At 49.4% G+C, this 23,963-nt stretch carries 17 protein-coding genes; 7 read left to right on the top strand and 10 right to left on the bottom strand.

Annotated features, from left to right (window positions below):
• Positions 1-55 precede the first annotated feature (55 nt).
• Complete coding sequence (locus HHL17_RS13170) at positions 56-1,330, bottom strand: MutS-related protein (protein ID WP_169225173.1); 1,275 nt, start codon at positions 1,328-1,330, stop codon at positions 56-58.
• 82 nt (positions 1,331-1,412) lie between these two features.
• Entirely contained in the window at positions 1,413-1,988 is a 576-nt protein-coding gene (locus tag HHL17_RS13165) for a DUF4256 domain-containing protein (protein WP_169225172.1), read from the bottom strand.
• 223 nt (positions 1,989-2,211) lie between these two features.
• Between HHL17_RS13165 and HHL17_RS13160 the strand changes: the two genes are divergently transcribed.
• Positions 2,212-4,587 carry an ABC transporter permease gene (locus HHL17_RS13160; RefSeq protein WP_169225171.1) on the top strand — a complete coding sequence of 792 codons (2,376 nt, stop codon included), beginning with the start codon at positions 2,212-2,214 and terminating at the stop codon, positions 4,585-4,587.
• A gap of 39 nt (positions 4,588-4,626) precedes the next feature.
• On the opposite strand, the gene HHL17_RS13155 is transcribed toward HHL17_RS13160, so the two are convergent.
• Positions 4,627-6,042 (bottom strand): alpha/beta hydrolase family protein, encoded by a 1,416-nt coding sequence (locus HHL17_RS13155; RefSeq protein ID WP_169225170.1) that lies wholly within the window; start codon positions 6,040-6,042, stop codon positions 4,627-4,629.
• A gap of 190 nt (positions 6,043-6,232) precedes the next feature.
• On the opposite strand from HHL17_RS13155, the gene HHL17_RS13150 reads away from it, so the two are divergent.
• The 6 genes from HHL17_RS13150 (at position 6,233) to HHL17_RS13125 (ending at position 12,183) form a co-directional block, all read left to right on the top strand.
• Positions 6,233-7,288 (top strand): sensor histidine kinase, encoded by a 1,056-nt coding sequence (locus HHL17_RS13150; protein ID WP_169225169.1) that lies wholly within the window; start codon positions 6,233-6,235, stop codon positions 7,286-7,288.
• Positions 7,266-7,952: a LytR/AlgR family response regulator transcription factor gene (locus tag HHL17_RS13145; RefSeq protein WP_169225168.1), complete on the top strand. Its 687-nt coding sequence runs from the start codon at positions 7,266-7,268 to the stop codon at positions 7,950-7,952. The genes HHL17_RS13150 and HHL17_RS13145 overlap by 23 nt, the downstream gene beginning before the upstream one ends.
• Positions 7,953-8,007: 55 nt before the next feature.
• A complete protein-coding gene (locus HHL17_RS13140; protein ID WP_169225167.1) occupies positions 8,008-8,586 on the top strand; it encodes a TetR/AcrR family transcriptional regulator in 579 nt (192 codons plus the stop codon).
• A 108-nt stretch (positions 8,587-8,694) separates the two neighbouring features.
• The gene (locus tag HHL17_RS13135; RefSeq protein WP_169225166.1) at positions 8,695-9,879 is read left to right on the top strand and encodes an MFS transporter; all 1,185 of its coding nucleotides are present in this window, start codon (positions 8,695-8,697) and stop codon (positions 9,877-9,879) included.
• 104 nt (positions 9,880-9,983) lie between these two features.
• The gene (locus HHL17_RS13130; RefSeq protein ID WP_169225165.1) at positions 9,984-10,934 is read left to right on the top strand and encodes a HEAT repeat domain-containing protein; all 951 of its coding nucleotides are present in this window, start codon (positions 9,984-9,986) and stop codon (positions 10,932-10,934) included.
• A gap of 511 nt (positions 10,935-11,445) precedes the next feature.
• Positions 11,446-12,183: a M57 family metalloprotease gene (locus HHL17_RS13125; protein WP_169225164.1), complete on the top strand. Its 738-nt coding sequence runs from the start codon at positions 11,446-11,448 to the stop codon at positions 12,181-12,183.
• A 175-nt stretch (positions 12,184-12,358) separates the two neighbouring features.
• On the opposite strand, the gene HHL17_RS13120 is transcribed toward HHL17_RS13125, so the two are convergent.
• The 7 genes from HHL17_RS13120 to HHL17_RS13090 are packed head-to-tail and all read right to left on the bottom strand — an operon-like array spanning position 12,359 to position 23,959.
• Positions 12,359-14,536 (bottom strand): IPT/TIG domain-containing protein, encoded by a 2,178-nt coding sequence (locus tag HHL17_RS13120; RefSeq protein WP_169225163.1) that lies wholly within the window; start codon positions 14,534-14,536, stop codon positions 12,359-12,361.
• 24 nt (positions 14,537-14,560) lie between these two features.
• Positions 14,561-17,821, bottom strand: a complete 3,261-nt coding sequence (locus HHL17_RS13115; RefSeq protein WP_169225162.1) for a TonB-dependent receptor — start codon at positions 17,819-17,821, stop codon at positions 14,561-14,563.
• A 24-nt stretch (positions 17,822-17,845) separates the two neighbouring features.
• Entirely contained in the window at positions 17,846-18,823 is a 978-nt protein-coding gene (locus tag HHL17_RS13110) for a fasciclin domain-containing protein (RefSeq protein WP_169225161.1), read from the bottom strand.
• Positions 18,824-18,847: 24 nt separating this feature from the next.
• Positions 18,848-20,017 carry a fasciclin domain-containing protein gene (locus HHL17_RS13105; protein WP_169225160.1) on the bottom strand — a complete coding sequence of 390 codons (1,170 nt, stop codon included), beginning with the start codon at positions 20,015-20,017 and terminating at the stop codon, positions 18,848-18,850.
• Positions 20,018-20,025: 8 nt separating this feature from the next.
• Positions 20,026-21,057, bottom strand: coding sequence for a fasciclin domain-containing protein (locus tag HHL17_RS13100; protein ID WP_169225159.1), 1,032 nt, complete (start codon positions 21,055-21,057; stop codon positions 20,026-20,028).
• Positions 21,058-21,064: 7 nt separating this feature from the next.
• Positions 21,065-22,228 carry a hypothetical protein gene (locus tag HHL17_RS13095; protein WP_169225158.1) on the bottom strand — a complete coding sequence of 388 codons (1,164 nt, stop codon included), beginning with the start codon at positions 22,226-22,228 and terminating at the stop codon, positions 21,065-21,067.
• A gap of 6 nt (positions 22,229-22,234) precedes the next feature.
• Positions 22,235-23,959, bottom strand: coding sequence for a DUF4397 domain-containing protein (locus HHL17_RS13090; protein ID WP_169225157.1), 1,725 nt, complete (start codon positions 23,957-23,959; stop codon positions 22,235-22,237).
• Positions 23,960-23,963 lie beyond the last annotated feature (4 nt).

Genomic DNA, 23,963 nt, shown 5'->3' with positions numbered 1-23,963 from the left:
ATTCCGGTCACATGGATTTTTTCAGGTTGCCTTTATCAAATACCTCCGTCCAGGTTTATCCCGGTATCCCATTCAGCAATCTGTCCAGTCCTTCCTTTTCAAACAGTAATTTACCAAACTTCAGCCGCGACCAACCTCTTTTCAAAACGTAGGTATGCCTGGGCATCCCTTCTTCAATCATGGCTTCCAACTGATAAGCTTCAAAGCTGTCGCTGGGCAAGAGATCATCGAGCTGATAGAGATGTGTGGAAACCATAAACAGGGAGCCTTTCTGTTGTGACAATCCCTTTACCGTAGAACAGGTGATATCAATCGCGTCGTCAATATTTGTTCCGCAGAAAAGCTCATCAAATACCGCGAAACACTTTTTCCCTTTTACAGCCTGCTGCATGATCGTTTTCAGGTTCATGATCTCCTGCATAAAATGGCTGTAACCACTTTGGATATCATCCGTCACGTTAATGGAAATCAGGAACTCATCATAAAATGGCACTTCGCATCGTTGTGCCGGCACGGCCAGGCCAAGGTGCGCCAGCAGCACGCAAATAGTGACAGATTTGAGGACTGTGGATTTGCCAGCCATGTTAGGCCCTGTCAGCAACATCACATTGTTGCGGGTACTGAAATCATTGCGGACAGGATTTTTGAGCATGGGATGATAAAACTGCTCCAACAGCAATACCTCCTGCGTGAATACCGGGAAAACAAAGTTCCGTGTTTTAATGCCTTTCGCCACCGACCAGATAGCTTCAAACTCAAACAAGGATTGCCAGAAATGTTCCAGCTCATGGCTGGCATCCTTCTTCAGCAGCCATTTCAACAACCCGGAAATATCATGGATGGATAACGCCGTTCCCCTGCTTACCGCCATGGCCAGTTGCGCGGTTTCGGTTCCGGAGAGGAAGGTACAAATCCTTTCAGGACAAGATTGAAATGCCCCTGGAAATTTCACCTGTTCTATCTTCTCAAAATATTGTTTGTATAAGCGATCAAAAAACAGGACCGTCTGTGCACAACTCGCCTTCAGGCGGTGTTTATCCTTACTGAACATCAAAAAAAACCTGTCCGGCCCTTCTTCTCCGTAGTAGTGTTTCAACGTTGTGGTGAAGCGGTGAACTTCCTCAAAATCGTACCGTTGATACCTGAGATCTTCCAGTATATCCCATTGTTCCACAAAAGCGCGCAGTAATACCTGTCTGGCCATCACATGATCACGGGTCAACCCTGCTCTGTCAAACAGCGCATTCAGGGATGCTTTTGCGCCGGAATTGTTGGTATAATCAAACAACGATATTATTTCCCGGTTGATATAGGTTTTCTCTGTCATCATTCAAAAGAGACTTTGAAGGCCTGATTGCAAAAATCAAGCCTTCTTAAGCCCTGGTCATTTTCGTATAGTATTCAACGTAAGTTTATATTTTTAACGCCCCCCTGAATCCTCTTACCGCATAATAAGAAGATGCCCCGTTATGATAAACGAAAACATGATCATAACGGCGGTCACAAAACAGTGCTCCGCCCAATTTCCTGATAGCGGCCGGCGTTTCTATCCAGCTGGATGTTTTCAGGTCAAATTTCCCCAGCTGTTGTAATTCCCGGTATTGCTCTTCTGTCAGCAAGGTGATGCCGATGGCCTCTGCCATGTCCAACGCACTGTCTCCCGGTTTATGTTCTTTCCTGGCGTCCAGCGCCTCCCGGTCGTAACACACATTCCTTCGCCCTGCGGGCGTTTCCGCGGCACAATCATAAAATGTGTACTCCCCCGTCTTTTTGTCAAACCCCACCACATCCGGTTCTCCACCGGTTTCTTCCATGATCTGAAGCGACCATAGTTTGTTGCCGCTGGCTTTCAGCTTTGCTTCCACCTCTTTCCATTCCAGGCCTTTATGCCTCGGCATGTTTTTTTCAAAACGTGATTTCAGTGTAGCCAACAGCGTAGCCTGTTGCTCCGGTGATAATTTCTGTTTGTTACTGTTACTTTTGCCCATATTACAGGTTGTTTGGAGGATGAAGGATCACCACGTAGGGGAAGCGTGCTGGCTCCGGTTAATCAGATAGTTTGTCTCAAAGATAATAAGCCTGTTAAAACCGGACATAGTTGTTTTAAAACCGAACAATATAAAATATTTTATAAATCATAATTCATTACATTTAAATAGATTATTTTATGGCATTATTATTCAGACCTGACCGCAGACTAACTCCTTTTTCATGTTGCTGAATTACTTCAAAACAGCCTGGCGCAGCCTGATCAACCACAAAGCCTATAGCGCACTGAACATTTTCGGACTGGCCATCGGGATGGCAGTAGCGCTGCTGATTGGGTTATGGGTACACTACCAGTTTTCCTATGACCGTTTTCTGCCGGGTTATCAGCATACTAACCAGGTAATGTACAGGACCGTTTATAACGGCGATATCCTCACGCAGCGGTCTACCGCCTATCCGCTGGCGGAAGTACTAAAAAAGGAAGTCCCCGGTGTCCGGTATGTAGTGCAAACAGATTGGACATCCTCACACGGACTGGTGGCAAAGGAGAAAAAGTTGTACCTGAATGGCGTAACAGCCGGCCCCGATTTCCTGAAAGTGTTTGAATATCCGCTGTTGCGTGGCAAAGCCGGCGATGTGCTGAATGACATGCATTCCATTGTACTCACAGCATCCACTGCAAAATCACTGTTCGGTGATGCAGACCCTATCGATCAGATCGTCCGTATCGATAACCAGACAGACTTAAAAGTGACGGGCATATTGGAAGATGTACCCACCAACTCAACTTTCCAGTTCAATTATATCATACCACTGGACTACATGGTAAAAGTGCAGCACTGGGGCACCCAATGGGGCAACAACAGTCTCCAGACGTTTGTAAGCCTCGAGCCTAATGTTTCTTTTGACCAGGTATCTGCCAACATGAAGATGCTGTTGAAAAAATATAGCGTGGACGAATACAGCATCGCCAAAAGCGAGCTGTTCATGCAACCGATGAAACAGTGGCACCTGCAGGCAGAATTTAAGAACGGCGTAGTTGCAGGCGGATTACTGGACTATGTGAAGATGTTCAGTATTATCGGGCTGTTGGTTTTGTTGATTGCCTGTATCAATTTTATGAACCTCTCTACCGCCCGTTCTGAAAAACGGGCACGGGAAGTGGGTATACGAAAAGCGATCGGTTCTCACCGCAATGACCTTGTATTCCAGTTCTTATTGGAATCACTGATGATTACCCTGATCTCCTTTATGATTTCGTTGCTGCTGGTACAGGTGACACTTCCGGCTTTCAATGCCCTTACCAACACGCATATCCGTATCCCTTACGACAGTGCTGTTTTCTGGTGTATACTGATGGCCTATGTGCTGCTGACAGCCTTGTTGGCAGGAGGAAGGCCAGCGTTCTATCTCTCTTCCTTCCAGCCGGTGAAGGTACTGAAAGGGACCATGCAAACCGGAAAAGCCGCCTCATTGCCGAGAAAAGCGCTGGTGATGGTACAGTTCACCTGTTCCGTTGCACTGATGATCAGCACGATTGTCATCTATCAGCAGATACAACATGCCAAAGACCGCCCTACCGGTTACGATGCGCAACGGCTGATGATGACTGACAACAGTCCGGACATAAACCAAAACTACGAAGCGCTGAAAAACGACCTGCTGCAAACCGGCGTGGTAGCCAGCGTCACTAAGTCTTCCAGCCCGGTTACCGGTATCTGGATGACCAATAACATCCGGGAATGGCAGGGCAAACAACCCGGCGAATCGCTGGAATTAGGCACCACCGCCGTTTCCGATGCAGATTACTTTAAAACCACCGGCATGACGATTGTTGCCGGCAGGAACTTCTCCGGCAACCTGGGAGCTGACACCAACTATGTGATACTGAATGAATCGGCCGTTAAACGTATGCGCCTCAAAGACCCTATCGATCAGATCATCCGTTGGAGCGACCCGGTGAAAGTCCAGAAAGTGATTGGTGTTGTAAAAGACGCCCTGATGGGTTCTCCCTATTCATCAGTACCACCCTGCATGTTCCTTTACAATCCTGATTGGGCGAATGTCATCACCTACCGCTTATCGCCGGGTGTACCTACCGATAAAGCGATCGCCACACTGACAACCGTCTTCAACAAACATAACCCGTTCTATTCCTACCGGTATCAGTTCATCAACGATGCGTATGCCGACAAGTTCAGGTTCGAAACACTGGTAGGTAACCTGGCCGGCGTGTTTGCCGTACTGGCCATTTTCATTTCCTGCCTGGGCCTCTTCGGCCTGGCGGCTTATATGGCAGAGCAACGCACCAAAGAAATCGGTATCCGGAAAGTGTTGGGAGCTTCCATATCCCAGGTGTGGCTGCTGCTTTCCAAAGATTTTGTAGTCCTGGTGGTATTAAGCTGTATCGTTGCCGCACCACTCACCTGGTATGTGTTGCAGCGGTGGTTACAGCAATATGAGTACCGGATCAATATCAGCGTCGGCGTATTGCTCATTACCGCATTGGGCGCGGTGACGATTACCATTATAACCGTGAGTTTTCAGTCCATCAGAGCAGCACTGGCAGATCCGGTAAAAAGCCTGAAGGCAGAGTAAAACATATAATAGCGGCCATTTGATAATGGCCGCTATTAATTAATAGACCCTGTGTTTTATCCATGCTGCCATATAAGCCAATACATCAGGAGCGATCGTTTGCTCAATGTCCGGGTATTCAGCAAGAAGCCCTGATTTAGCGTTTTGGAACAAATGATTTTTCCCGGGAAACAATTTAATGGTGACTTGTTTGTTGCCCCCGTCACGCAATGCTTTTTCAATGCGGGGCAACTGTGCCGGCAACACCTGTACGTCTTTACTGCCGTTGATGGCCAACACCGGACATTTCACTTTTTGCAGTATCGCGGCCTGGTTACGGAAAAAGTCTGCCCGCCTTGGGCCTGACAAAAAAGGATAAAACTCTTCTGCATGCAGAGGTTGCGTTAGTTCCATGATTTCCCGGTCGCGGGCAGAGAGTTGGGCCACCTCCTTATCGAACGGTAGCAATGCCGCCGCCAGTTTTATTTTCGCGATGCTGTCATTCGGTTCCGCTCCTATCACTTCCAGGACTTTGTCCATCAGCCTGACGTTTACTTTAATAGCCGCTGCACTGGCGCCACTCCCCTTGCCGACGGCCGTGATGGATTCATTATAGGCGGTGGCCATATCCGACGCGCTGCCGGCCATCAGCACCGCATAGGCCACATCTGGTGAAGCCGCGGTGATAGGCGCTATTTCTCCGCCGAGGCTGTGCCCTATCAGTCCAATGGCACGAGGATTCACTTCTTTCCTGGATTGCAGGTAACGTACCCCTGCCAGCGCATCCTCCGCGAAGTCTTCATTGGTAGCAGATTCATAATTCCCGGTACTTTTACCCACGCCGCGGTCATCTGCCCGCAGCACCGCGATGCCTGCCCTGGTGAGGTAATCCGCCAGCACCAGGAAAACCTTGTGGGTGAAAATTGTTTCGTTGCGGTCACTGGGGCCGGAACCGGGAATAAGCACCACTGCCGGGAAGGGGCCTTTCCCTGTAGGCAGGCTAAGCGTACCTGACAGCGATACGCCCGCATGGCGGTTCTCAAACGTCACCTCCTCCTCCTGGTACGGCAGTGGCGGGACCGGCTCCTGCGGCCGCTTCTGCGCAGCAACCGGCAGCGCGTCACGCTTTTTCAGCTCGAATGAAAATTTGCGTTTGTCCTTCATCAGGAAAAAGCCCGAAAGGGTACTGTCGTTGATCAGCCGGCCTTCATAATGTGTGCTCATGGCCGGGATGTCCATTTTCAGCTGTCCCCCGGCGGCGACCAGGTTCTCCGTTTCGATATTAAAAACCTTCTGGTTGATGATATGCATGCGTGACCGGAGCTGTCCCGCGCTGTTCGCAGAAATTTCAAAGGCTACTTCCGGAGGCTCCATCCCGGTGAGGTTCACCGTTCCTACCCAAATACCTTTCAGGTCCTGTGCGTTGATGGAAGACGTTAGCGTTAGTAACAAGAGTGATGTAAAATACCGTTTCATGTGTTGTGATTTACGGCAAACTTAGCCATGTATCCAACGCCGGTCACGGCCATTACACCAACAACGGGGACGGCTATCCGTACCTTCCGGTTAAAACTGTCAACGCAGTTCAAATAAAAAAACAACAGTTCGTCAACTCTTTTTCCCCATACACCGGAATAGCTTTACATTCATCCGCAAATCACCGCACTTGAAAAGAAAAAGCATAGAGGTTATCATTCACGTGTTCATCTGGACCGGCGCCTATCTGCTCTTTGCCTTTGTAGCCAATACCATTGGCGTTTTCAGCAGCAGAGAGCATACGCTTTTTTATCCGCTGACGGTGGGTACGCTGATCAATGCTGCTATGTTTTATACAGCATCGCTCATCATGATCCCCCGGGGAGCAGCACTGAAAAACAAGAAACCACTGGTGTTACAACTGCTGTTACTTTTTATTGGCACTACTATCCTGAAGTCTGTGATCGATTTTCTCTTTTTTGACAGCATCGTGTCTACACAAAAAGAACCTTTTGAAGAGCAGATAATCATTAATATCGTCTTCGATTTCATCCTGCTAAGCCTCGCCATGGGATATGGTTTCACACGTACCTGGATAAAAAAAGAAGCGCAGCAGCAGGTGATGCAACAGGAAAAACTGAAAGCTGAACTGAACTTTCTGAAAGCGCAGATCAATCCACATTTTCTTTTCAACACGCTCAATACCGCTTATGCCAGCGCCACCCTATATGGCGATGCCCGTACCGCTGGTATTATCGATAAACTCAGCTACCTGATCAGGTATATGTTGTATGAAAGCAATGAAGACCGGGTATTGCTGGAGCAGGAAATCACGTACATCGAAGATTATATTGAATTGCAACAATACCGGATATCCGATGAGATCCGGGCGGATATCCGGTTTCACCACCAGGCAGACAGCCATCATCAAATTGCGCCGCTGTTATTGCTTCCGTTTGTGGAGAATGCCTTTAAACATGGCATCAGGCTGGGAGAACTCTCCTACATCGACATACAGTTATCAGTGGTGGACAATATATTATCTTTCTATGTAAAAAACAGTGCAGGAGGAACGCCGGCAGCAGCCATGCCGCAGGTGGGCGGCGTAGGACTGGCCAATGTAAAAAAGCGGCTCTCGTTGCTATACCCTTCAGCACATCAACTGCATATCCATAACAGTGATCATCATTTTGATATCCTGCTTGAAATAAATTTAAACAGCCATGAAATGTATAGTGGTGGATGACGAACCTTTAGCCCTGGCATTAACGCAACGGTACATTGAACAAACGCCCCAGCTTCAGTTGGCCGGCAGCTTTACCAATCCATTTAAAGCCATGGACTATCTCTTGCGGGAGGAGGTAAATCTATTGTTCCTCGACATCAATATGCCGGGATTGTCCGGCATGCACCTGCTGGCTTCCCTGCCAGTGCAGCCCATGGTGGTGTTTACCACCGCCTATGCAGAATTTGGGGCAGAAAGTTATGAGTATAACGCTGTTGACTATCTGCTAAAACCCATTAACTATCCCCGCTTCCTGAAAGCTGTTAATAAAGCCATCGCAGCCGCCAACACAAGATCAACCGGCACCCCTGCGGACGAGGAGATCGTGATCAAAAGCGGTTCGCAGTGGCACCGCGTCCGGATAGATCACATCCTGTATATTGAAGCTGCCGGCAATTATATGCAGTTTCATATGGCAGAGAAAAAACTGATGGCCCTGATGAGCATGAACGAACTGATGGAACTATTGCCTGCTCAGCATTTCATCCGGATACATAAATCTTATGTCATATCCCTCCGGCATATTACGATGTACGAAAAAAACATGGTGATGTTACATAAACTGTCATTACCGATAGGGCTCACCTACCGGCAACAGTTCCTCGAACGGTTAAACCGCAAATAACGGCTTCAAAAATAATTCTTGAACATTCATTCAACAAACATATCTTTGCATCATTATGGCAAGGAACAAAGAATTTGTATTGGAAGAACGCCTTGAAAATGCAAAGGACGTATTCTGGGACAAGGGGTATTACAATACGTCCATGAAGGACCTCGTCAACGCTATGTCTTTGAATCCCGGCAGTATATACGGTACTTTCAGGGACAAACATCAGTTGTTCCTGGAAAGCCTGAAAATGTACAGCGTGCAAACGATGGAAGATTATGAGCAGGCAGCCCGTAGTGCAGCCTCTCCCCTCGACGCCATCAAGGCCATTATTCACTCGGCGGTGAGGCGTTCCCTCAAGGAGAAAAAGGCCTGCCTGGTAGTTCGTTCCACCTTTGAGTTGGCTGGTAAAGACCCGGAAGTAAGGGTGTTTCTGCAACAACAGAATAAGTCCATGGTCAATATGATGGCCAGCTGGATCAACAAAGCGCAGGCCGAAAAGCAGGTCAGCCGCAGTAAAGACGCCACACAGCTGGCCACTTTCATTGTAGCCAATTTTGCCAGCATCTGGCAAATGCAACTGCTGCATAACGATAAAGCCATGCTGGAAAGCCTCGAAAATACACTGATCAGTATATTGACCAATTAAAAACATAAGCTCATCCGGATGAGCTTTTTTTATTCTCTATTCTTGAACAATCATTCAATAATAAAAGATTTACACAGAGGCTGACTTAAGCCAATCAACTTTAAAAATATGATCGAAACCACTGAAAGGCCACTCACTGAAGTGGCCACGGGCAAGCGCTTGCCCATCCGGAAACTATTGCCGTTGACACTCGCAGGGTTTATTGCCATCATGACGGAAACCATGCCCGCCGGGCTTCTACCCGAAATAAGCCGTGGGCTGCAGGTAACAGCCTCCTATGCAGGACAACTCATCTCCGTATATGCGTTGGGTTCAGTACTGGCGGCCATTCCGGCTATCGCACTCACACTGCACTGGCCACGCAAACGTTTACTACTGCTGGCCATCACCGGCTTTCTTGTCTTCAACGCCGTCACGGCGTTATCTACCAATTATGCCATCACGCTGGTGGCACGATTCCTCGCCGGCATGGCTGCCGGTATCACCTGGGGCATGCTCATCGGTTATGCCAAACGGATCGTTCCGCCTGCCATGGAGGGCAAAGCCATGGCACTGGTGGGATTGGGGCAACCTATTGCCCTCGCTATTGGCGTACCGCTGGCCACGTGGATTGGCAAACAACTGGGCTGGAACGGCGCCTTCTGGATCATGACAGTCACCGCTGCATTGCTGGTAGGCTGGATTATCCGCAGCATGCCTGATTTTGCCGGGGTACAGCAAAAAAAGAAAACAAATATTTACGGCGTCCTGATGCTGCATGGCGTAAGGACACTGCTGTTCGCTATGTTCTTATGGGTACTGGCCCACAACATTCTATACACGTACATTGCGCCTTTCCTTTCCGGCGCAGGACTGGCCGGGGCGGTAGACATGATATTGTTCTTCTTCGGTATCTCCGCTATCCTGGGCATTTTCATCGTTGGCGCACTGGTAGACCGCTGGTTGCATTCGCTGGTCCTCATCAGCCTGTTACTGTTTGCATTGGGCGCTGTAGCACTGATGGCAGCACCTGAACAGCGTCTCTTCCTCTATACAGGCGTCTTCCTGTGGGGCATATCCTTCGGCGGACTTCCTACGTTGCTGCAAAAACGAATGGCCGACCATACCGGCATCCATGGCGATGTGGGCCAGTCCATGTTTGTCACCGTATTTAACCTGGCAGTAGCGATGGGCGGCATCACAGGAGGCGTACTGCTGGACCGGTACGGCCCCGTATCTTTTCCATGGGCTGTTCTGGCTACCTGTGTGGTGATACTGATCACGCTTCAATTCAGGCGCCGCACTGCAGCCTGATATCCATACGGCTGATGAGGCACCGGCGCCTCATCAGCCGTATGATATAACATCCTAGCGGACAATTCCTTATATTTAACCCCTCATTAATTCTTTCATCCGCCATGGACCAATACCTGATAGAACTGATCGACCGCATGAATGACACCAGTGACTGGCCTCCGCCGCCGGGTGTAAGCAGCAGCACCACCATATCGTGGGCTGCGCTGAGAGAAGCGGAAAAACTCGATAATACGGCCTATATCCCACAGCTGATAACTTTCATCAATGCAGAGAAAGATGCAAAGCGACGGAAGAGCGCTTACTTCACCCTCGCACATATCGGACAAAACACCAACAACCGGGAAGCAATGGAATTCCTTATCTCCCGGGTAGCGAAAGAAAAGGATAAGTATATCCTGTCCTCCATGCTGGACCAGATCGTTTATTTGCACAAGCCGGCAGGCACCGATCTTACGCCCCTGGTCCAGGCGGTCAAAAGCAGTGCCTGGCAGATCAGGCAAAGCGCTATCCAGGCACTCTCCCGCTCCGCTGAAAAAACAGCTGAAGAAACATTGTTGGAAGTCCTTAGTACCAGCAAAAATGAATACGACCTGATATATGCCAACATGGCCTTGTCCACTTCCGGGTCACCGGCCAGCCTGCCTTCTCTCGTAAAATTGCTGGAACATAAAAAGCAGGATGTCTCCGGCACCGCGCTGAGCGCCATTCTTCAGTTAAGCGATGCTTCTTACCTGGACCTCTTTCGCGAACAACTGGAACAGGGGAAAAATAAATTCACTGCCCTGCACGGTGTGATTAAATATGGGGATGAAAAAGTAGTGCCCGATCTTATCCGGCGTGTAAAACAATTGATTGCCAAACAAAGGGCCATAGAAGCAATCAGCACCGATGGTAAAACAGAAATTATCGTGGCGCTTGAATTCCTGGTACAACATGTTGCCGGTAACCCCGAAATAAAAAAGCTCTACGAACTGTTGACCGGTAAAAAGAACGTACTGCTCTGGGACCGCGAAAAGCAATGGTTACGAACATTTCGCCATTATTTTATTTAGACATTTCGATATTTGATTATTGGCAGTATGCCCGGGCACACTGCCAATAATCAGATATCAAAACAATTACCGTCCGGGTAAAAATGTTTTTCATTCAAAAAAAATTCTTTTTTTGAATTGCTTATTGTATTATTGCTGACCAGTCTCAATATCTGTACACGAAAGCACGGCACACGCTTCAAGACCCTCAAGAACAACGAAAATCTGATCGAACCCGTATAACAAAATTATTTCGTAAACCTATATTACTATCAACAATACTCATAGTTCTACATCTGTCGGCGCGATAGGAATATCACACATGCTCTTTATGCCCGAAAAGCTATGCTGTTATTGCGTTTCAAACAACTAAAATCCGTCAGCGCACATAAAACTATGCATATAAAATAGTACCCAGCTTGAAAACTCAAAAATATTCCGGTAGTGAAGCGAAATAGCCATATTTCCGCTACTGGACATGTTATCCTGTATATTCTGATCGTTACCCTCAATCACCCAAATTAAATTAACCATGAAAAAAAGCCTTCAAACACTCACCTCTATCGTACTGTCAGCATTACTATTGGCATCATGCAGCAAAAATGCTGAGGCACCTGTAGCTCCTGAAAAAAAGGATAATGCAGACAAAGTGTTCACCTACATTCAGCGCCTGGGCTTTTCCCAAAATGACATCGTTGATAACGGCGACGCCTATATCGTTGATGGAGACATCCGCTTCCCCAAAGACATGGAAGTACCTGATGGCAAAGCCACCACAGAGCAACAATGGACAGGTAGCAAACTGACCGCTGCCAACGCTTTGAATGTTCGTATCAAAGTAGACCCCAGCATGACTTCCATGATGCCGGAAATCAATTCTGCCGTTAACCAGTGGAACACCATCGGCGGTGCTATTGCCCTACACGTCAGCATCGTTACCGGTACATCCTATGACATATTAATCAAGGATACCAATCTTGGTGCAGGTATCTGTGGCATGGGCACTTTCCCTTCCGGTGGTAAAGCGGGTAATCTCATCCAGATCAACAAAGCATATATTGCCCCTAACAGCTTTGCACAACGTCAACGCACTATTACGCACGAAATAGGGCATAACATTTCCATCATGCACACCAATCAGACCGGTGGCATGCAAATCCCCGGCACACCTATTACTGACGCAAATTCTCTTATGAATGCAGGCCAGTGTAATTCCGGCGCCACTGTATTGTCTAACTTTGATAAGATAGCCGCACAGTGGTTATATTGAAAAATCTCGTTACCATCATTCGGTAACTTGTCTGAAAAAAACACATTCTGAAATGATCTGAATATAACAGGTGTCCGCTCCGGCCTGCCGGAGCGGATTTTTACGTTCCTCTTCAGCTGAAAAAAGGCTCGTTCATCCATAGACAAACGAACCTTTTCACATAGCCGGGTTATTCTCAGCGCAACGTTATTTTCCTGATCTGGCGCAGGAAATCTTCCACAAAGTAAATATTCCCCTGCCGGTCTACTGCCATAGACCCTGCCGATGCCGGTGAAATAAGGGCCTCCTGCAAGGTGCCGTTCTTATTGCCGGTATGCCATGGCTCATAAGTTCCCCCGGAGCCCGTGATCGTACTAATGGTACCATCTGCCAGTGATATACTTCTGATAGAAGCATTGTTGCCATCTATCACATAGATCAATCTGCTCACCGGATCATATACCAACGTGCCCGGGCCATCCAGCTTACCAACGCCGCGCGGCCCGTCCACATAACCGGACTGGAAGAAGGTACCGGCAAACAGTCCGACCTCACTGGTAACACTGTTGTAGCGGTACACGGCACCGCCATCCGTGTTGGACCAGAACACAGACCCGTTCACGTAAGTGAATTGTGAAGAGAATCCACCCCTGGACAGCTGTTTGATCTGGGAGCCATCGGCGGAAATGCGGTAAGTGCCGTTGTATTCAGAACCGATATACACATTACCTGACGGATCGACTGTAATATAACGTGGCGGGTTCTCGATACCGGAATAGAAGGTCGTCACCTCTCCTGCCTGCGTCACCTTTCTCACACTGTTGTTCCAGCCGTCGGCCACATACAGGTTGTCATTGGCATCAAAAGCAAGGCCGCAAATACCGTTGAACTGCGCCGCAGCGCCGGTGCCATTGGCATTACCGGAATTGTCACCACCTGCGAAGAGCGTACCACCGGAACCGTCCGGATTGATTCTGTAAATTTTAGTGTTAGCGCTCAGGTACACATATCCTTTGCTGTCGATCGCCATGCCTCGCTGATTAGGCACGACCATCGTTCCTTGATAGAACAGGCTCACACCCGCTCTGCGGAACAGCGGTCCGGTCGCCGACAGGCTGCCGGTAGTAATCTGCAGCGGACCAGTAGTTATGCCGGTAGGTATGGTAGCCGTTAACACCGTATCGGATGCTGTATTGATCGTCAGCGCCAGTCCATTGATGGTTACATTGTTATTGGCCGCCACAGGGTCGAAGCCGGTACCCCTGATTTTGATCACGGTGCCTGCCAATCCGTTGTCGGGCAATAGCTGCGATACCCCCAGCGCCTGCACCGCATAACGCGGCCCATTGACTTCCTGGCCGTTCACCACTACTTTAAGCGTACCAGATGTGGTGCCGGGAGGAACAGTAACGATCAACTGCCCTTTGGTAGCGCTTAGTATAGGCGTTGCCGTGCCATTGATAAACACGGAATCTTCATCGGTGATATCACTGAACTCATCACCCTGGATGGTGACCGTGCTGCCAATAGGACCACTAAGCGGCGCCACCGTCTTGATGGAAGGCGGCGGCACCTGTATAAATACAGGGCCGGTGGTTTTCTGTCCGTTCATCGTCAGCGACACCGGACCGGTTTTTACATTGGCCGGTGCTATCACCACCAACGAAGTGGCGGTGGCACTCACCACGGTAGCTGCCGCTCCGTTGAAGGACACCTGATTGTTGGCCGCCGCCTGGTCAAAACCGGTACCGGTCAGTGTAACCTGTGTCCCAGCGCCGCCTTTGGCCGGCTTGACCTGTGTGATAGACTGATAATTAAATTTCGGACCGGTAGCGTGTGTGCCATTCACCTTCACTTCTATCTCACCAGCGCCTGCATCTGTCGGTACAATCACCACCAGCAAGGTATCGTTGGAATTGGCGATAATCGCCGTATGCCCGTTGACAGTCACTTCAGCAGGACCGTCGGTCGCCGTAAAACCAGCACCGGAAATGTAGATATTGGTGCCTGCCGGACCATTGGCTGGTGCAATATGGTGAATGCTCAACGCCTGATAGGTATAGGTGCCGCCCTGTATGGTGCGGTCGCCGTTCTTTACCGTCAGCGGGCCGGTAGTCCCTTTATCAGGGGCCTGTACCACCAATACAGAATCGTTGGCGCTCACTACACGGGCAGCGGCTCCATTGAAAGCTACTTCATTGGATTCGAGCGTACGACTGAACCCTGTTCCCCGTATAGTCACCACCGTGCCAGGGTTACCACTGCCCGGCATAAAACCGGAAACCGTCAGCGGCGTCTCTACCTCCTTATGGTCTTTTTTGCAGGCAGCCAGCATGATCATGACACCCGCTAAAAAATATATAAAATGTTTCATCACTTTTAATTTGATATCGATTACCTAAAATGAATACCTCATCCCTAACTGCAGCTGGTAGCGGGAGTTAAAGAAATCAACTGCATAAGGTTTACCCGGATCAGCAAACATATACACCGGATAATTCTCCTTGCCCTGCCGGCCGGGATAAAAAGGTGTTAATCCCACACTGGCAGTTGAGTTGAACGTATTGGGCGAGAAATACGCCCTGCCCCAGTCTTTGTTCAGCAGATTGGTAAGGTTCATCACGTCCAGCGTAAAGGTCAGGAAGCTACTGCCCGGGCGGTCAGAGAAATGATACTCTTGTCCGAAGTGGAAATCAGCCTGTGTATTCCATGGTGTGCGGCCGGCGTTCCTTTCAGTAAAATCACCGCGACGGCTACGCAGGTAAGCGTTTCCATCCACATAGCGATTAAAGGCTTCTGCCTGTGTGGCAGCTGTTATGGCGTTACCCGCTGCATCTGTATAATCCTGGAAGTAACGGGCAGCTTCCGCGGCCTGTGGAATATACACCAGGCTTACCTGCTGCGGCAGTCCCTGGATACTGTTGTTCACGATACCGTAGGTAAACGGAGAGCCGGACTGCGCACTGACAAACAAGGCGAAACTGCTGATCCATTTTTTATCCCATGCCTTGCGATAATCCACATGCACCACGATGCGGTGACGGATATCGAAATTGGAATAAGCGAGGTCTGGGTTATTGGGATTCAGCGCCTGGTTCAGCTGCCAGTTGCTCTCCATAGAGTTACGGATACCGTTGGACACATCTTTTGACTCCCCATAGGTATAAGACACACCGGCATTTAACCCGAAAGCGTAATTCCTGTTGATGCTACCGGTGAGGCTGTAGCGGTAACCTTTATTGGTATTGCTTAATTCGTAAGCATTGGCAAAGCGGGGATCTACACTACCGCCAAACACAGGCTGTGACTGATTTGTATCATATCCAAAATAACGCGGGTCATCTTTGATGTTTACCTGTCTGAACATTACATCTTTCAGGCTCCTCGTATAAATACCTTCTACCGTGAATTTATATCCTGACGTAGTGGTATATTCAGCGGCCAGGCTGGTACGCAGCACCTTTGGCATTACGAAGTTATTATCCACCACGTCCACCTGTGTTTTACCGGTGTTTTTGTTGTTCAGCACGGCGCCGTTTTGTTCAATAAATCCGCCGATGCCATTGCTGCCGCCTTTCAGCGGATCAGAGCCTTTTACGAATGCCTGCTGGTCTGCTTTCTGATCGAATGCGCCGTAAGTATCGCCATTGTTGTAGTAAGCATAAGCCAGCCAGGCGAGCGGAATCCTGCCGGTGAACATACCGATGCCACCCCGGAGAATCAGGCGTTGATTACCCATCCAGTCGTAACGGAAACCCAGGCGCGGAGAGATTTGTACCCGGTTGAAGTAGTGATTCGTGATCTGGTTCAGTGGCGTGTAGTAATAAGTCGTACCGAGGAAGCCGTCCTGTAGGGCGGTTTGGGTTTTGTCACTCAGTGTGGGCTTTTCCGGTAACAACGTATAGTCGGCCCTGATACCCGGTGTAATTTTCAGTTTGTCTGTCAGCTGAATTTCGTCCTGTGCATAAGCGCTTAACATATCCAGGTTAAAGGACTGCGGATGGTCCATGATATAACCTCTGCTATTGTCAGTATAGTTATAGCTGCCTCTTACGCGCCATGGATTATTTTGGAGGTAGTCATCTATGCTGAGATAGTCCACCCGGCCGTTCCAGCTGTTCACAAAGCCATAGTTGATATGATACAGCTCATTGTGTGTACCAAAGAGGAAAGTATGTTTTCCTTTGTAGAGGGTCACGTTGTCGGTGATTTCCCAGGTACGTTGCTGCATGTTAAAAATAGCTGCTTCCCTGTCTGTTCCCAGGTAGATGGTAGTACCCGGTGTGCGGCCCATGATCTGCACCTGCGGCAATGCCGGATCGGATTGCGGATCACGTTTATCCTTCACCGATGTAAAACCTACGATCAGGCTGTTGGCCAGTTGGGGAGTGAAGCGGGATTTCAGCTCCGCCACCGTCGATGTCTGGTTGTTGGTCTGTTTGTAAGCCATACTGGTGAAGCGGAAATCAGCCTGGTCGCGGTCCATCATCATGGCCTCAGAGAGGATAGTGTTATTGCGGATAGACAGCTGATGTTTGTCATTGATGTTCCAGTCGAGGCGATTAAAAAATTTACAGGAGTTGCTTTTGGCGCTGAAGGCGCCGCCGGTACCGGGATCAAAGGCATTGCCATAACGCTGTAGTGTAGCATTGCGGATATCCTGCTCATCTTTCGCGCTGAGTATCTGCGCTGTTTCAGGCTGGCCGGCCAGCAGCTGCGTGGGATCACGGCGACCTGTAAATTCCTCATTGGTGAAAAAGAACAGTTTGTCTTTGATGATAGGAAAGCCCAGGCGTATACCAGTCTGATAATCGTAAAAGTCACTGTTCATTTTGCCGAGGGTGCCGGCTCTGTCTTTGCCGGTGATAGCGGCATTACGGCCGAAAGCATATACGGAACCGGTGAAGGTGTTGGTACCGCTGCGGGTGACCGCGTTGATACTGCCGCCGGTGAAATTACCGATCTTCACGTCGAACGGGGCGAGGTATACCTGCATGTCCTCGATCGCGTCCATAGACACCGGATTGGTATGCGTGCTGGCGCCGGGCATGCCGGAAGTACCGGTAATACCGCCGGTAGAAGGACTGAAGCCTATCGCATCGTTGTTGATGGCGCCGTCGAGGGTAACGTTGTTATAGCGGAAATTCGTACCGCCGAAAGAGTTATCTTTCGATGCCTGCGGCACCAGCCGCGTCATGTCCTGTATGCTACGGCTAACGGTAGGCATGTTTTTCAGCTGCGTGCTGCTGATGTTCTGGCCGGCACCATAGGTACTGGCCTTAGCCACTTTGTTTCCTTTCACCACTACTTCCGACAGCTGTTTCTGTTTATCTTCCAATATCAGTTCCAGCTGCAAAGGCTCCCCCAGTCTTATCTGCAAGCCTTCTTTTGTTTGTGTTCCCATTCCCATCATGGAAGCCTGTACCGTATAGGGGCCACCGATGCGGAGTCCCGGCAGGTGATAACGGCCGTCATTACTGGCCACGGTACCATAACGTGTGCCCGTAGGCGTATGTATGGCCTGTACCGTTACACCGGGAACAGGCTGCCCCTTACCATCCAGTACGCGCCCGTCGAGCCGTCCGCTGGTTTCCTGTGCCCGCAGGTGCGTGACAATGAGTACACACAGCAGGCTTAATAGTATATATAATTTTTTCATTTTCGGATCATTTTAAGTAACGCATCAGAAGTTTTCTGTCAGTACCTGATCGATGATATGCAGTACCCCGTTATTGGTCAGCACATTGGACTTCAACAGCTGTGCAGGTTGGCGGTTACCGGTCCCCTGGATGGTAATGCTATAGTCGTTGCCGTTATTTTGCAGGTTAACAGTGGTGGTACTGCTATTCAGCATATTCTGCTGCGTCTGGTTGCTGTTATCGGTAGTTAACACGTAATCATACACGAAGCGGCGGGTGGCCAGCATATGGAACTGCAGCAGGTTACGCAGCAGCGCCGGATCGGTTTGCACAATACTGTCGGTGGTAGGAAAACCAGCAGCCACGAAAGCGCTGTTGCCGGGGGCGAATACCGTAAGCGGGCCGTCGCCTTTCAGCAGGTCTTTCAAACCTGCCCGTTGCAGTGCAGCGTTGAAATATGTCAGCGTTGGTTCTGCGGCTATGGCATCACTCAGCTTATCCTGCACCAGTGGATTCAGCACGGTGTTGATCACCTGTATCAGTCCATTGCCGGCAGGCATATTGAGCGCGGTCACGCGGGTGCCGTTCACCACGATGACCGTATCTGTTCCATGTACCCAGTGGGTAACATACAGTTGCGCGCCCATAGCGGTGGTAACCGGCTGGTTAAACCGGAAAGGCAGTTTATCCAGCTGCCATTGTCCTGGCAGGGTGTGATATTTCACCAGGTTCATCAGCACCCCTCCCTTTTCCTTGGCCACATCTGCAGCAGTATTATAACCGGATTTCTGAAAGGCGTTATCATCCGGTATCAGTACGGTATAAGGCCCCTTTTCGCGGAAAGTGAGACCGTAATTGGTCACCGTTAATGCGGTATTGAAATAAGAAAAATTGAACTTGTTATCCTCGATCACGTACAGGATATTATTGTTGTCTTTATCAGGCCTGGACAGGTTGTCGTCGTCCTTCTTACAGGAAAACAAAGCGGTTGTCATCAACCCAAACAATATATATTTCTTCATCTTGTTAAATGTTTTTGATGAGCCTTATGGCATAAACAGACCGTCGTCTATCACATGAATAACCCCGTTGCGGAACAGCAGGTCGGTTGTTACCAGTTTGCGGGCAGGCAGGGATGTATTGAACTGCTTCACCATAATGCTGCCGGCGTTGTTGGTAAAGGAAAGCCGGACAAACTGCGGCCCTTCGTGATATTGTGATCCCGGTCTGATCTGGAAACCGGGTAGTGTGGCATTATCCGTCAGATCGTTAGAGAACAGCACCAGTGGGTAATTGACCCTCATAGCACTGTTAAAATCCAGATGATTGGCTGACAGCACGGAGTCCAGTGAAGTGGTGGGGCTCACGTAATACATGTCATCATTGTAGTAGGAATATCCTACCTCATAACGCAGCGCTCTTTGCCGAAGATCATCTACCGTATTAAATCCGGATTGTTGAAAGGCGCGGTTGGTCGGCGCAAACAGCGTGATCGACTTGTTTTCCGATGTTGTCTTCAGCAGTTTCAACATCTGGGGCTGCTTCCATGCCGACTGGTAAATACTGTCGCTGATACGGAAAGCTTCCATCAGGTAACTGAATTCCGGCTTGTCAAGGAGGTAATCGTACATATCCTGCTCCGGCTTGTTCAGCACGGCATCCAGTATATAGATGGTACCGTTGATAGCTTCCAGCGGCTTCAGCGCATAAGGTTTCCCATTGATCATCAGTTTGCCGTCGTGATAGCCCAGGTATTGCGCGTAGATATAAGGGTCATTGCTATAGAATCCCGGCAGGTCTGTACGCCGCAGCAGCGAACGCATATTGTTGCTGCCGGTCAGCTTTTTCAGCTGGTCGCCGGACATCCAGCTGTCGAGCACGTGATAAAACAACAGGGTATCGAGATCGGCCACCGGCATATCCTTCACTTTATCCACGGTGATACCCGCTTTGGCAAAACTTTCATCCGTAGGGGCCAACAGCGTATAGGCCTGCCAGTAACCCTCAGCAATGACGGAATCCATATTCACTTTTTTCCAGATAGCCTTGTAAACGGTGAGATTGGTACTATCCAGCAACTCACGGATTTTTCGGGTGGGACCGGCATACTCCAGCGGCTTGCCTACCGGTGCCACCTGTGCATCTTCTAACCGGCAGGCGGAGAGAAACAGCAGGAACAACGCAAACGTATATATGAAATATTGTCTCTTCATCATTTCCGGTTTTATTTGATTAAAAGTGAGTCAGGGTACAACAGGATGTTATTGATACGGTTGATCACCCCGTTGGTGGCCATGATATCCTGTCCTTTTGCACCATCCGCAATGACAACCCCACTGGGACTATGATAGTTCCATTTTGCTCCCGGAGGCGCATAGACATTAAAGCCACCGTAGGGATTGGGATTGATGGCATACCCATCTCCCAGATCAATACGGGCACTGCTGGCGCCAATCACGATCAGGTCACTCATCAGGATATGGTGCGGTTTTAACCCCAGCGTATACACGTTAAAAGCAAGTGGTTTGTAGCGGCTCAGGTCTATTCTGGCGATGCTGTCAGGTGTCAGCTGAAAGCTGCGGAAAGCATCATTTACCGGTGCATACACGGTAAACGGACCTTCTGCTTTCAGGGCATCCCACTGATTGGTTTTCTTCAATAAAGCCACGAAGATGGACAGGGTGGTATCGGCAGCCAATAGCTCCTGCGTGCTTTGCCCGTTATATTTGGGTACTGCTTTCAGGATATGTATCACGCCATTTTTCATGGCCAGGTTACGTTTGCCGACATCGTACACCATACTGCCATTGAAGGCGGTGGGAAATGCATCGGCGTTGGTACCTATTACGCCCACTGAGATGTAGGACGACATGCCGCCGAGGCAGGTATAGCGGTTGTCCAGCTGTGCAGGGATAACAGAAGTGTATATACGTTCTTTCAGCATCAGGTTTTTCAGGGCTGTACGAAGACTATCCTTGTTCAGCTTACTGAAATCATCCGGTTTGTTGATACCGATGTTGTTAAACGCCTTGTTGTCCGGCGCCCATATGGTAAAAGGCCCTTCTGCATTCAGGCTGTCCAGCAGCGCTGTTTGCTGCAAGGCGGCAGACAACAGGCTCAGGTCATAGTTATTGTGTATAAAGTCACCTATCGTGCGGATGTCGGACGTATGTTCGTCACCGGTAACATCTATCTTTTTACAGGCGGTCACCAGCAGCACCAACAGGGAAATATAAGTGATGAAGTATCTTTTCATGATTCGTTTATTTATAGACAGGCGGATCATAACGGCGTTGCAGCGTGGTGATGTACATATTGCCATTCACATACTCTACTGTATTGACGGTAGCAAATGACCGCGGATTATAGATACCGGAGTAAACAGAGATGACCATGCCGGTGCGTACATCGCCACCGAGATTAAACACGGCCACCGGCGCCTGAGGGCCTAATGCAAAGGAGGTATAGTTGCCTTTGCTGTCGTCTGACTGTTCGCCCTGGTCGGGCGGCGTACCGGGACTGAGGATATTGAACATCTGACCTGAAGTACCAGCATAAATATGGCTGGCGGTGGAGTCCGGGAACAGCGGGAAGTTGCCGTAAGGATGCACCACCGGGTCCTGTGAGCGTGTCATGCCGGTCATAAATGCATTGGTATACCCTTTAATGCCTTTCCGGTCATTTCCATACAGGGAATAGAAGACGTTCATGGTATCTCTGATACAGGTATTTTTACTGTTATCACTGAACACGAATGTCTGTGCATATCCTTCTGAGCTCAGGTTATAAAAGTTGGTGTACACCAGTGAATCCGACAGCGGTATTTTGGTAAATATTTCCTTGCGGAGATAAAGACCGGTCTTCCGTGTGTATACTGATTTCTCCAGTATGTTCATAGTATAGATCTCGCCTTGTTCGAGGTTGATGGTAGTGTCTACCAGTATTCCTTTCCTGGCGCTGGCCGGCAGGGAATAGAAGGGATCGTTGCTGCGTGGCCGTGATACGAACATAAACCGGTGGGTGCCACTTTTCACCATTCCATAACCGGAGAGGTCGTAGCCGTTTACAATAGGCCCTACCGAGATTTTAGCCGTACCGGGAAATTCTTTCTGCCACAGGGCGGTATTGCCGGCGTCCGGGTAAGGTCTTGCCAGCGGGCCCCTGGTGGCCATAAAATCGAAGGTAACGTCTGCGTTGACCGGCATTCCGGAAGCATCCAGCACAGGGTCTATCAGCATGGTCAGGAAAGGCTGTGGCGCATCCTTATTATCGATGGTGACGTTATAGGTCAGACAGTTGAATACCCGGAGATAAGCCGGTGAACTGACATCAGGGAAATCCGTTTTACGGCAGCCTGTTGCCAGGATACAAACCAACGCGATCAGTCCCCCTAAAAAATGGATCTTGTTTTTATATACCTGCTTCATAGATCATTATTGGTTATGCTTGATGATAATCATGCTGGCCGCGGCTTCACCGGCATTTTTCGGATGCAGGCTGCCTGTCAGCGCTACGGTATACACGCCTGTTTCGTAGGCGGGTATTACGCCGGCATATAACTCCGGACGGGCTATAAAGTCAGTACCGGACAACTGCGGGATGTCCTGTATCCAGTCCCCCGGCAATACGCCCGGCTGGGAAGCATATATGCCCAGTTTTTTTATACCGGTCAAAGGAGAGAAAAAGATATAAGGCTGATCGGTAATCACCTGTCCTCTTCTGATATGCTGGCTGCAGCTGCCTCTGAAACTCAGGAAATCATTCAACAGCGTGCCATTGGCCTCTGTAAAGGTCACCTCGGGAACGTCGGTGGAGAGGTTCAGGAAACGTACCTTGAACGGCATGGAATAAGTGTACTGGTCATTGCTCCCATCATCCCCTTTGGGGTTGCTGCTGAGATAAAAATTGCCGCTGAGGTTATTGGCCACCAACTTCAGCACGGGCTGACCGTTCTCTCCGGGATATACCCACGCGGTGTAGTTGTCGCTGCCTTGTATGGTCAGTGCCTGTTCTGCCAGTTTCTTACCGCTGGCATCTGTTAGCTGTATGGTGTGCGTACCATTGACCAACGTTTTGTAGGCAGTAGCTTTAGCAAAAGTTAAAGCGCCTTCCTGTAATGGTTTGTTATCTGCACTAACGGAAACGGATACGCCCGGCATGGCATTCACTGCCTGTAAACGGCCATAGGTAATATTCAACGCTTCTTTATTATCTGCAATGATGCGGTAACTGTTGATACCCGCCGGAGAAGCAACGCTGCTGCCTGCATCGAGGGAGCTGAAGCTCATACTGGCGCATACCATGATGGTGTACACTCCGCCAGGCTGGAAAGTGCGTACAGGCGCATAAGTGAGACGGCTGTCAACGACCGGATTATTTCCGGTTGTCATGGTGCCGGTGGTCCTATTGACCGTACTCAGCAGCTCCTCCGCATTCACTCTCACAGCCGGCAGCAGCCTGCCGTCGTTGGTCATCACCTTAAACTGGTAAGTACCATAAGGCAGCTCTATGTAATCGGAATATTTCCCGGATACTACATTATTGGTGGCGGCGCTCACTTTTGTGCCGTCTGCAAACACGAGTGACATATCTCCTTCGAGAGACGCTGCATCCGGTGCAGAGCCAAGGTTCAGCAGGCGTATCCTGAAATGTTCCGGATTGGCCGGAGGAGAGATAGAACGGGGAATGGCAAACAAGGAATCGTCTCCCAGCAGGGTGGTACCGCCATGTGGGCCATACAGCACATTATAGAAATCAGTCGGATTGTTTACATCCTCATGGATATCAAATTCCTTGGGATATATCAGCTCCTTATGACCGTAAATCATACTACCGATTTTAATATGTGCATTACCGTTCGCACCGATAAATCGCTGCGGGATGGTATAACTGGCGCCCATACGGCCATTCTGGAAATACGGCGTAGGCCGCGCGTCGAGATAATACCCTTCGATGTTAGGCTGGACGAAACTGGTCAGCGGCGTATCATTGATGATCAGTTCTGTGGCGGTCCGCCCCATGTTCATCAACCGCGCGGTGGATGCCGTCAGCGGCGGCTGTTGCGGTAGTTCCTGGAACAGGTAGTCCGCTTTGTCTTTCTTACAGGCCCATAGCCCGGCAAGAAGGAATGTCAGGAAAAAATATTTTACTGCTTGCATTATC

Source organism: Chitinophaga fulva (genome assembly GCF_012927205.1).
Lineage (GTDB): Bacteria > Bacteroidota > Bacteroidia > Chitinophagales > Chitinophagaceae > Chitinophaga > Chitinophaga fulva.
Note: the sequence above shows the minus strand (reverse complement) of the source record. Positions and strands in the feature narration are given on the sequence as shown.

Excerpts from the sequence above, each read along its gene's own strand:
- HHL17_RS13095 (WP_169225158.1), bottom strand. The coding sequence starts at position 22,228 with ATGAAGCAGGTATATAAAAACAAGATCCATTTTTTAGGGGGACTGATC.
- HHL17_RS13120 (WP_169225163.1), bottom strand. The coding sequence starts at position 14,536 with ATGAAACATTTTATATATTTTTTAGCGGGTGTCATGATCATGCTGGCT.
- HHL17_RS13105 (WP_169225160.1), bottom strand. The coding sequence starts at position 20,017 with ATGATGAAGAGACAATATTTCATATATACGTTTGCGTTGTTCCTGCTG.
- HHL17_RS13125 (WP_169225164.1), top strand. The coding sequence starts at position 11,446 with ATGAAAAAAAGCCTTCAAACACTCACCTCTATCGTACTGTCAGCATTA.
- HHL17_RS13100 (WP_169225159.1), bottom strand. The coding sequence starts at position 21,057 with ATGAAAAGATACTTCATCACTTATATTTCCCTGTTGGTGCTGCTGGTG.
- HHL17_RS13145 (WP_169225168.1), top strand. The coding sequence starts at position 7,266 with ATGAAATGTATAGTGGTGGATGACGAACCTTTAGCCCTGGCATTAACG.
- HHL17_RS13130 (WP_169225165.1), top strand. The coding sequence starts at position 9,984 with ATGGACCAATACCTGATAGAACTGATCGACCGCATGAATGACACCAGT.
- HHL17_RS13115 (WP_169225162.1), bottom strand. The coding sequence starts at position 17,821 with ATGAAAAAATTATATATACTATTAAGCCTGCTGTGTGTACTCATTGTC.
- HHL17_RS13110 (WP_169225161.1), bottom strand. The coding sequence starts at position 18,823 with ATGAAGAAATATATATTGTTTGGGTTGATGACAACCGCTTTGTTTTCC.
- HHL17_RS13135 (WP_169225166.1), top strand. The coding sequence starts at position 8,695 with ATGATCGAAACCACTGAAAGGCCACTCACTGAAGTGGCCACGGGCAAG.
- HHL17_RS13160 (WP_169225171.1), top strand. The coding sequence starts at position 2,212 with ATGTTGCTGAATTACTTCAAAACAGCCTGGCGCAGCCTGATCAACCAC.
- HHL17_RS13155 (WP_169225170.1), bottom strand. The coding sequence starts at position 6,042 with ATGAAACGGTATTTTACATCACTCTTGTTACTAACGCTAACGTCTTCC.
- HHL17_RS13165 (WP_169225172.1), bottom strand. The coding sequence starts at position 1,988 with ATGGGCAAAAGTAACAGTAACAAACAGAAATTATCACCGGAGCAACAG.
- HHL17_RS13090 (WP_169225157.1), bottom strand. The coding sequence starts at position 23,959 with ATGCAAGCAGTAAAATATTTTTTCCTGACATTCCTTCTTGCCGGGCTA.
- HHL17_RS13140 (WP_169225167.1), top strand. The coding sequence starts at position 8,008 with ATGGCAAGGAACAAAGAATTTGTATTGGAAGAACGCCTTGAAAATGCA.
- HHL17_RS13170 (WP_169225173.1), bottom strand. The coding sequence starts at position 1,330 with ATGATGACAGAGAAAACCTATATCAACCGGGAAATAATATCGTTGTTT.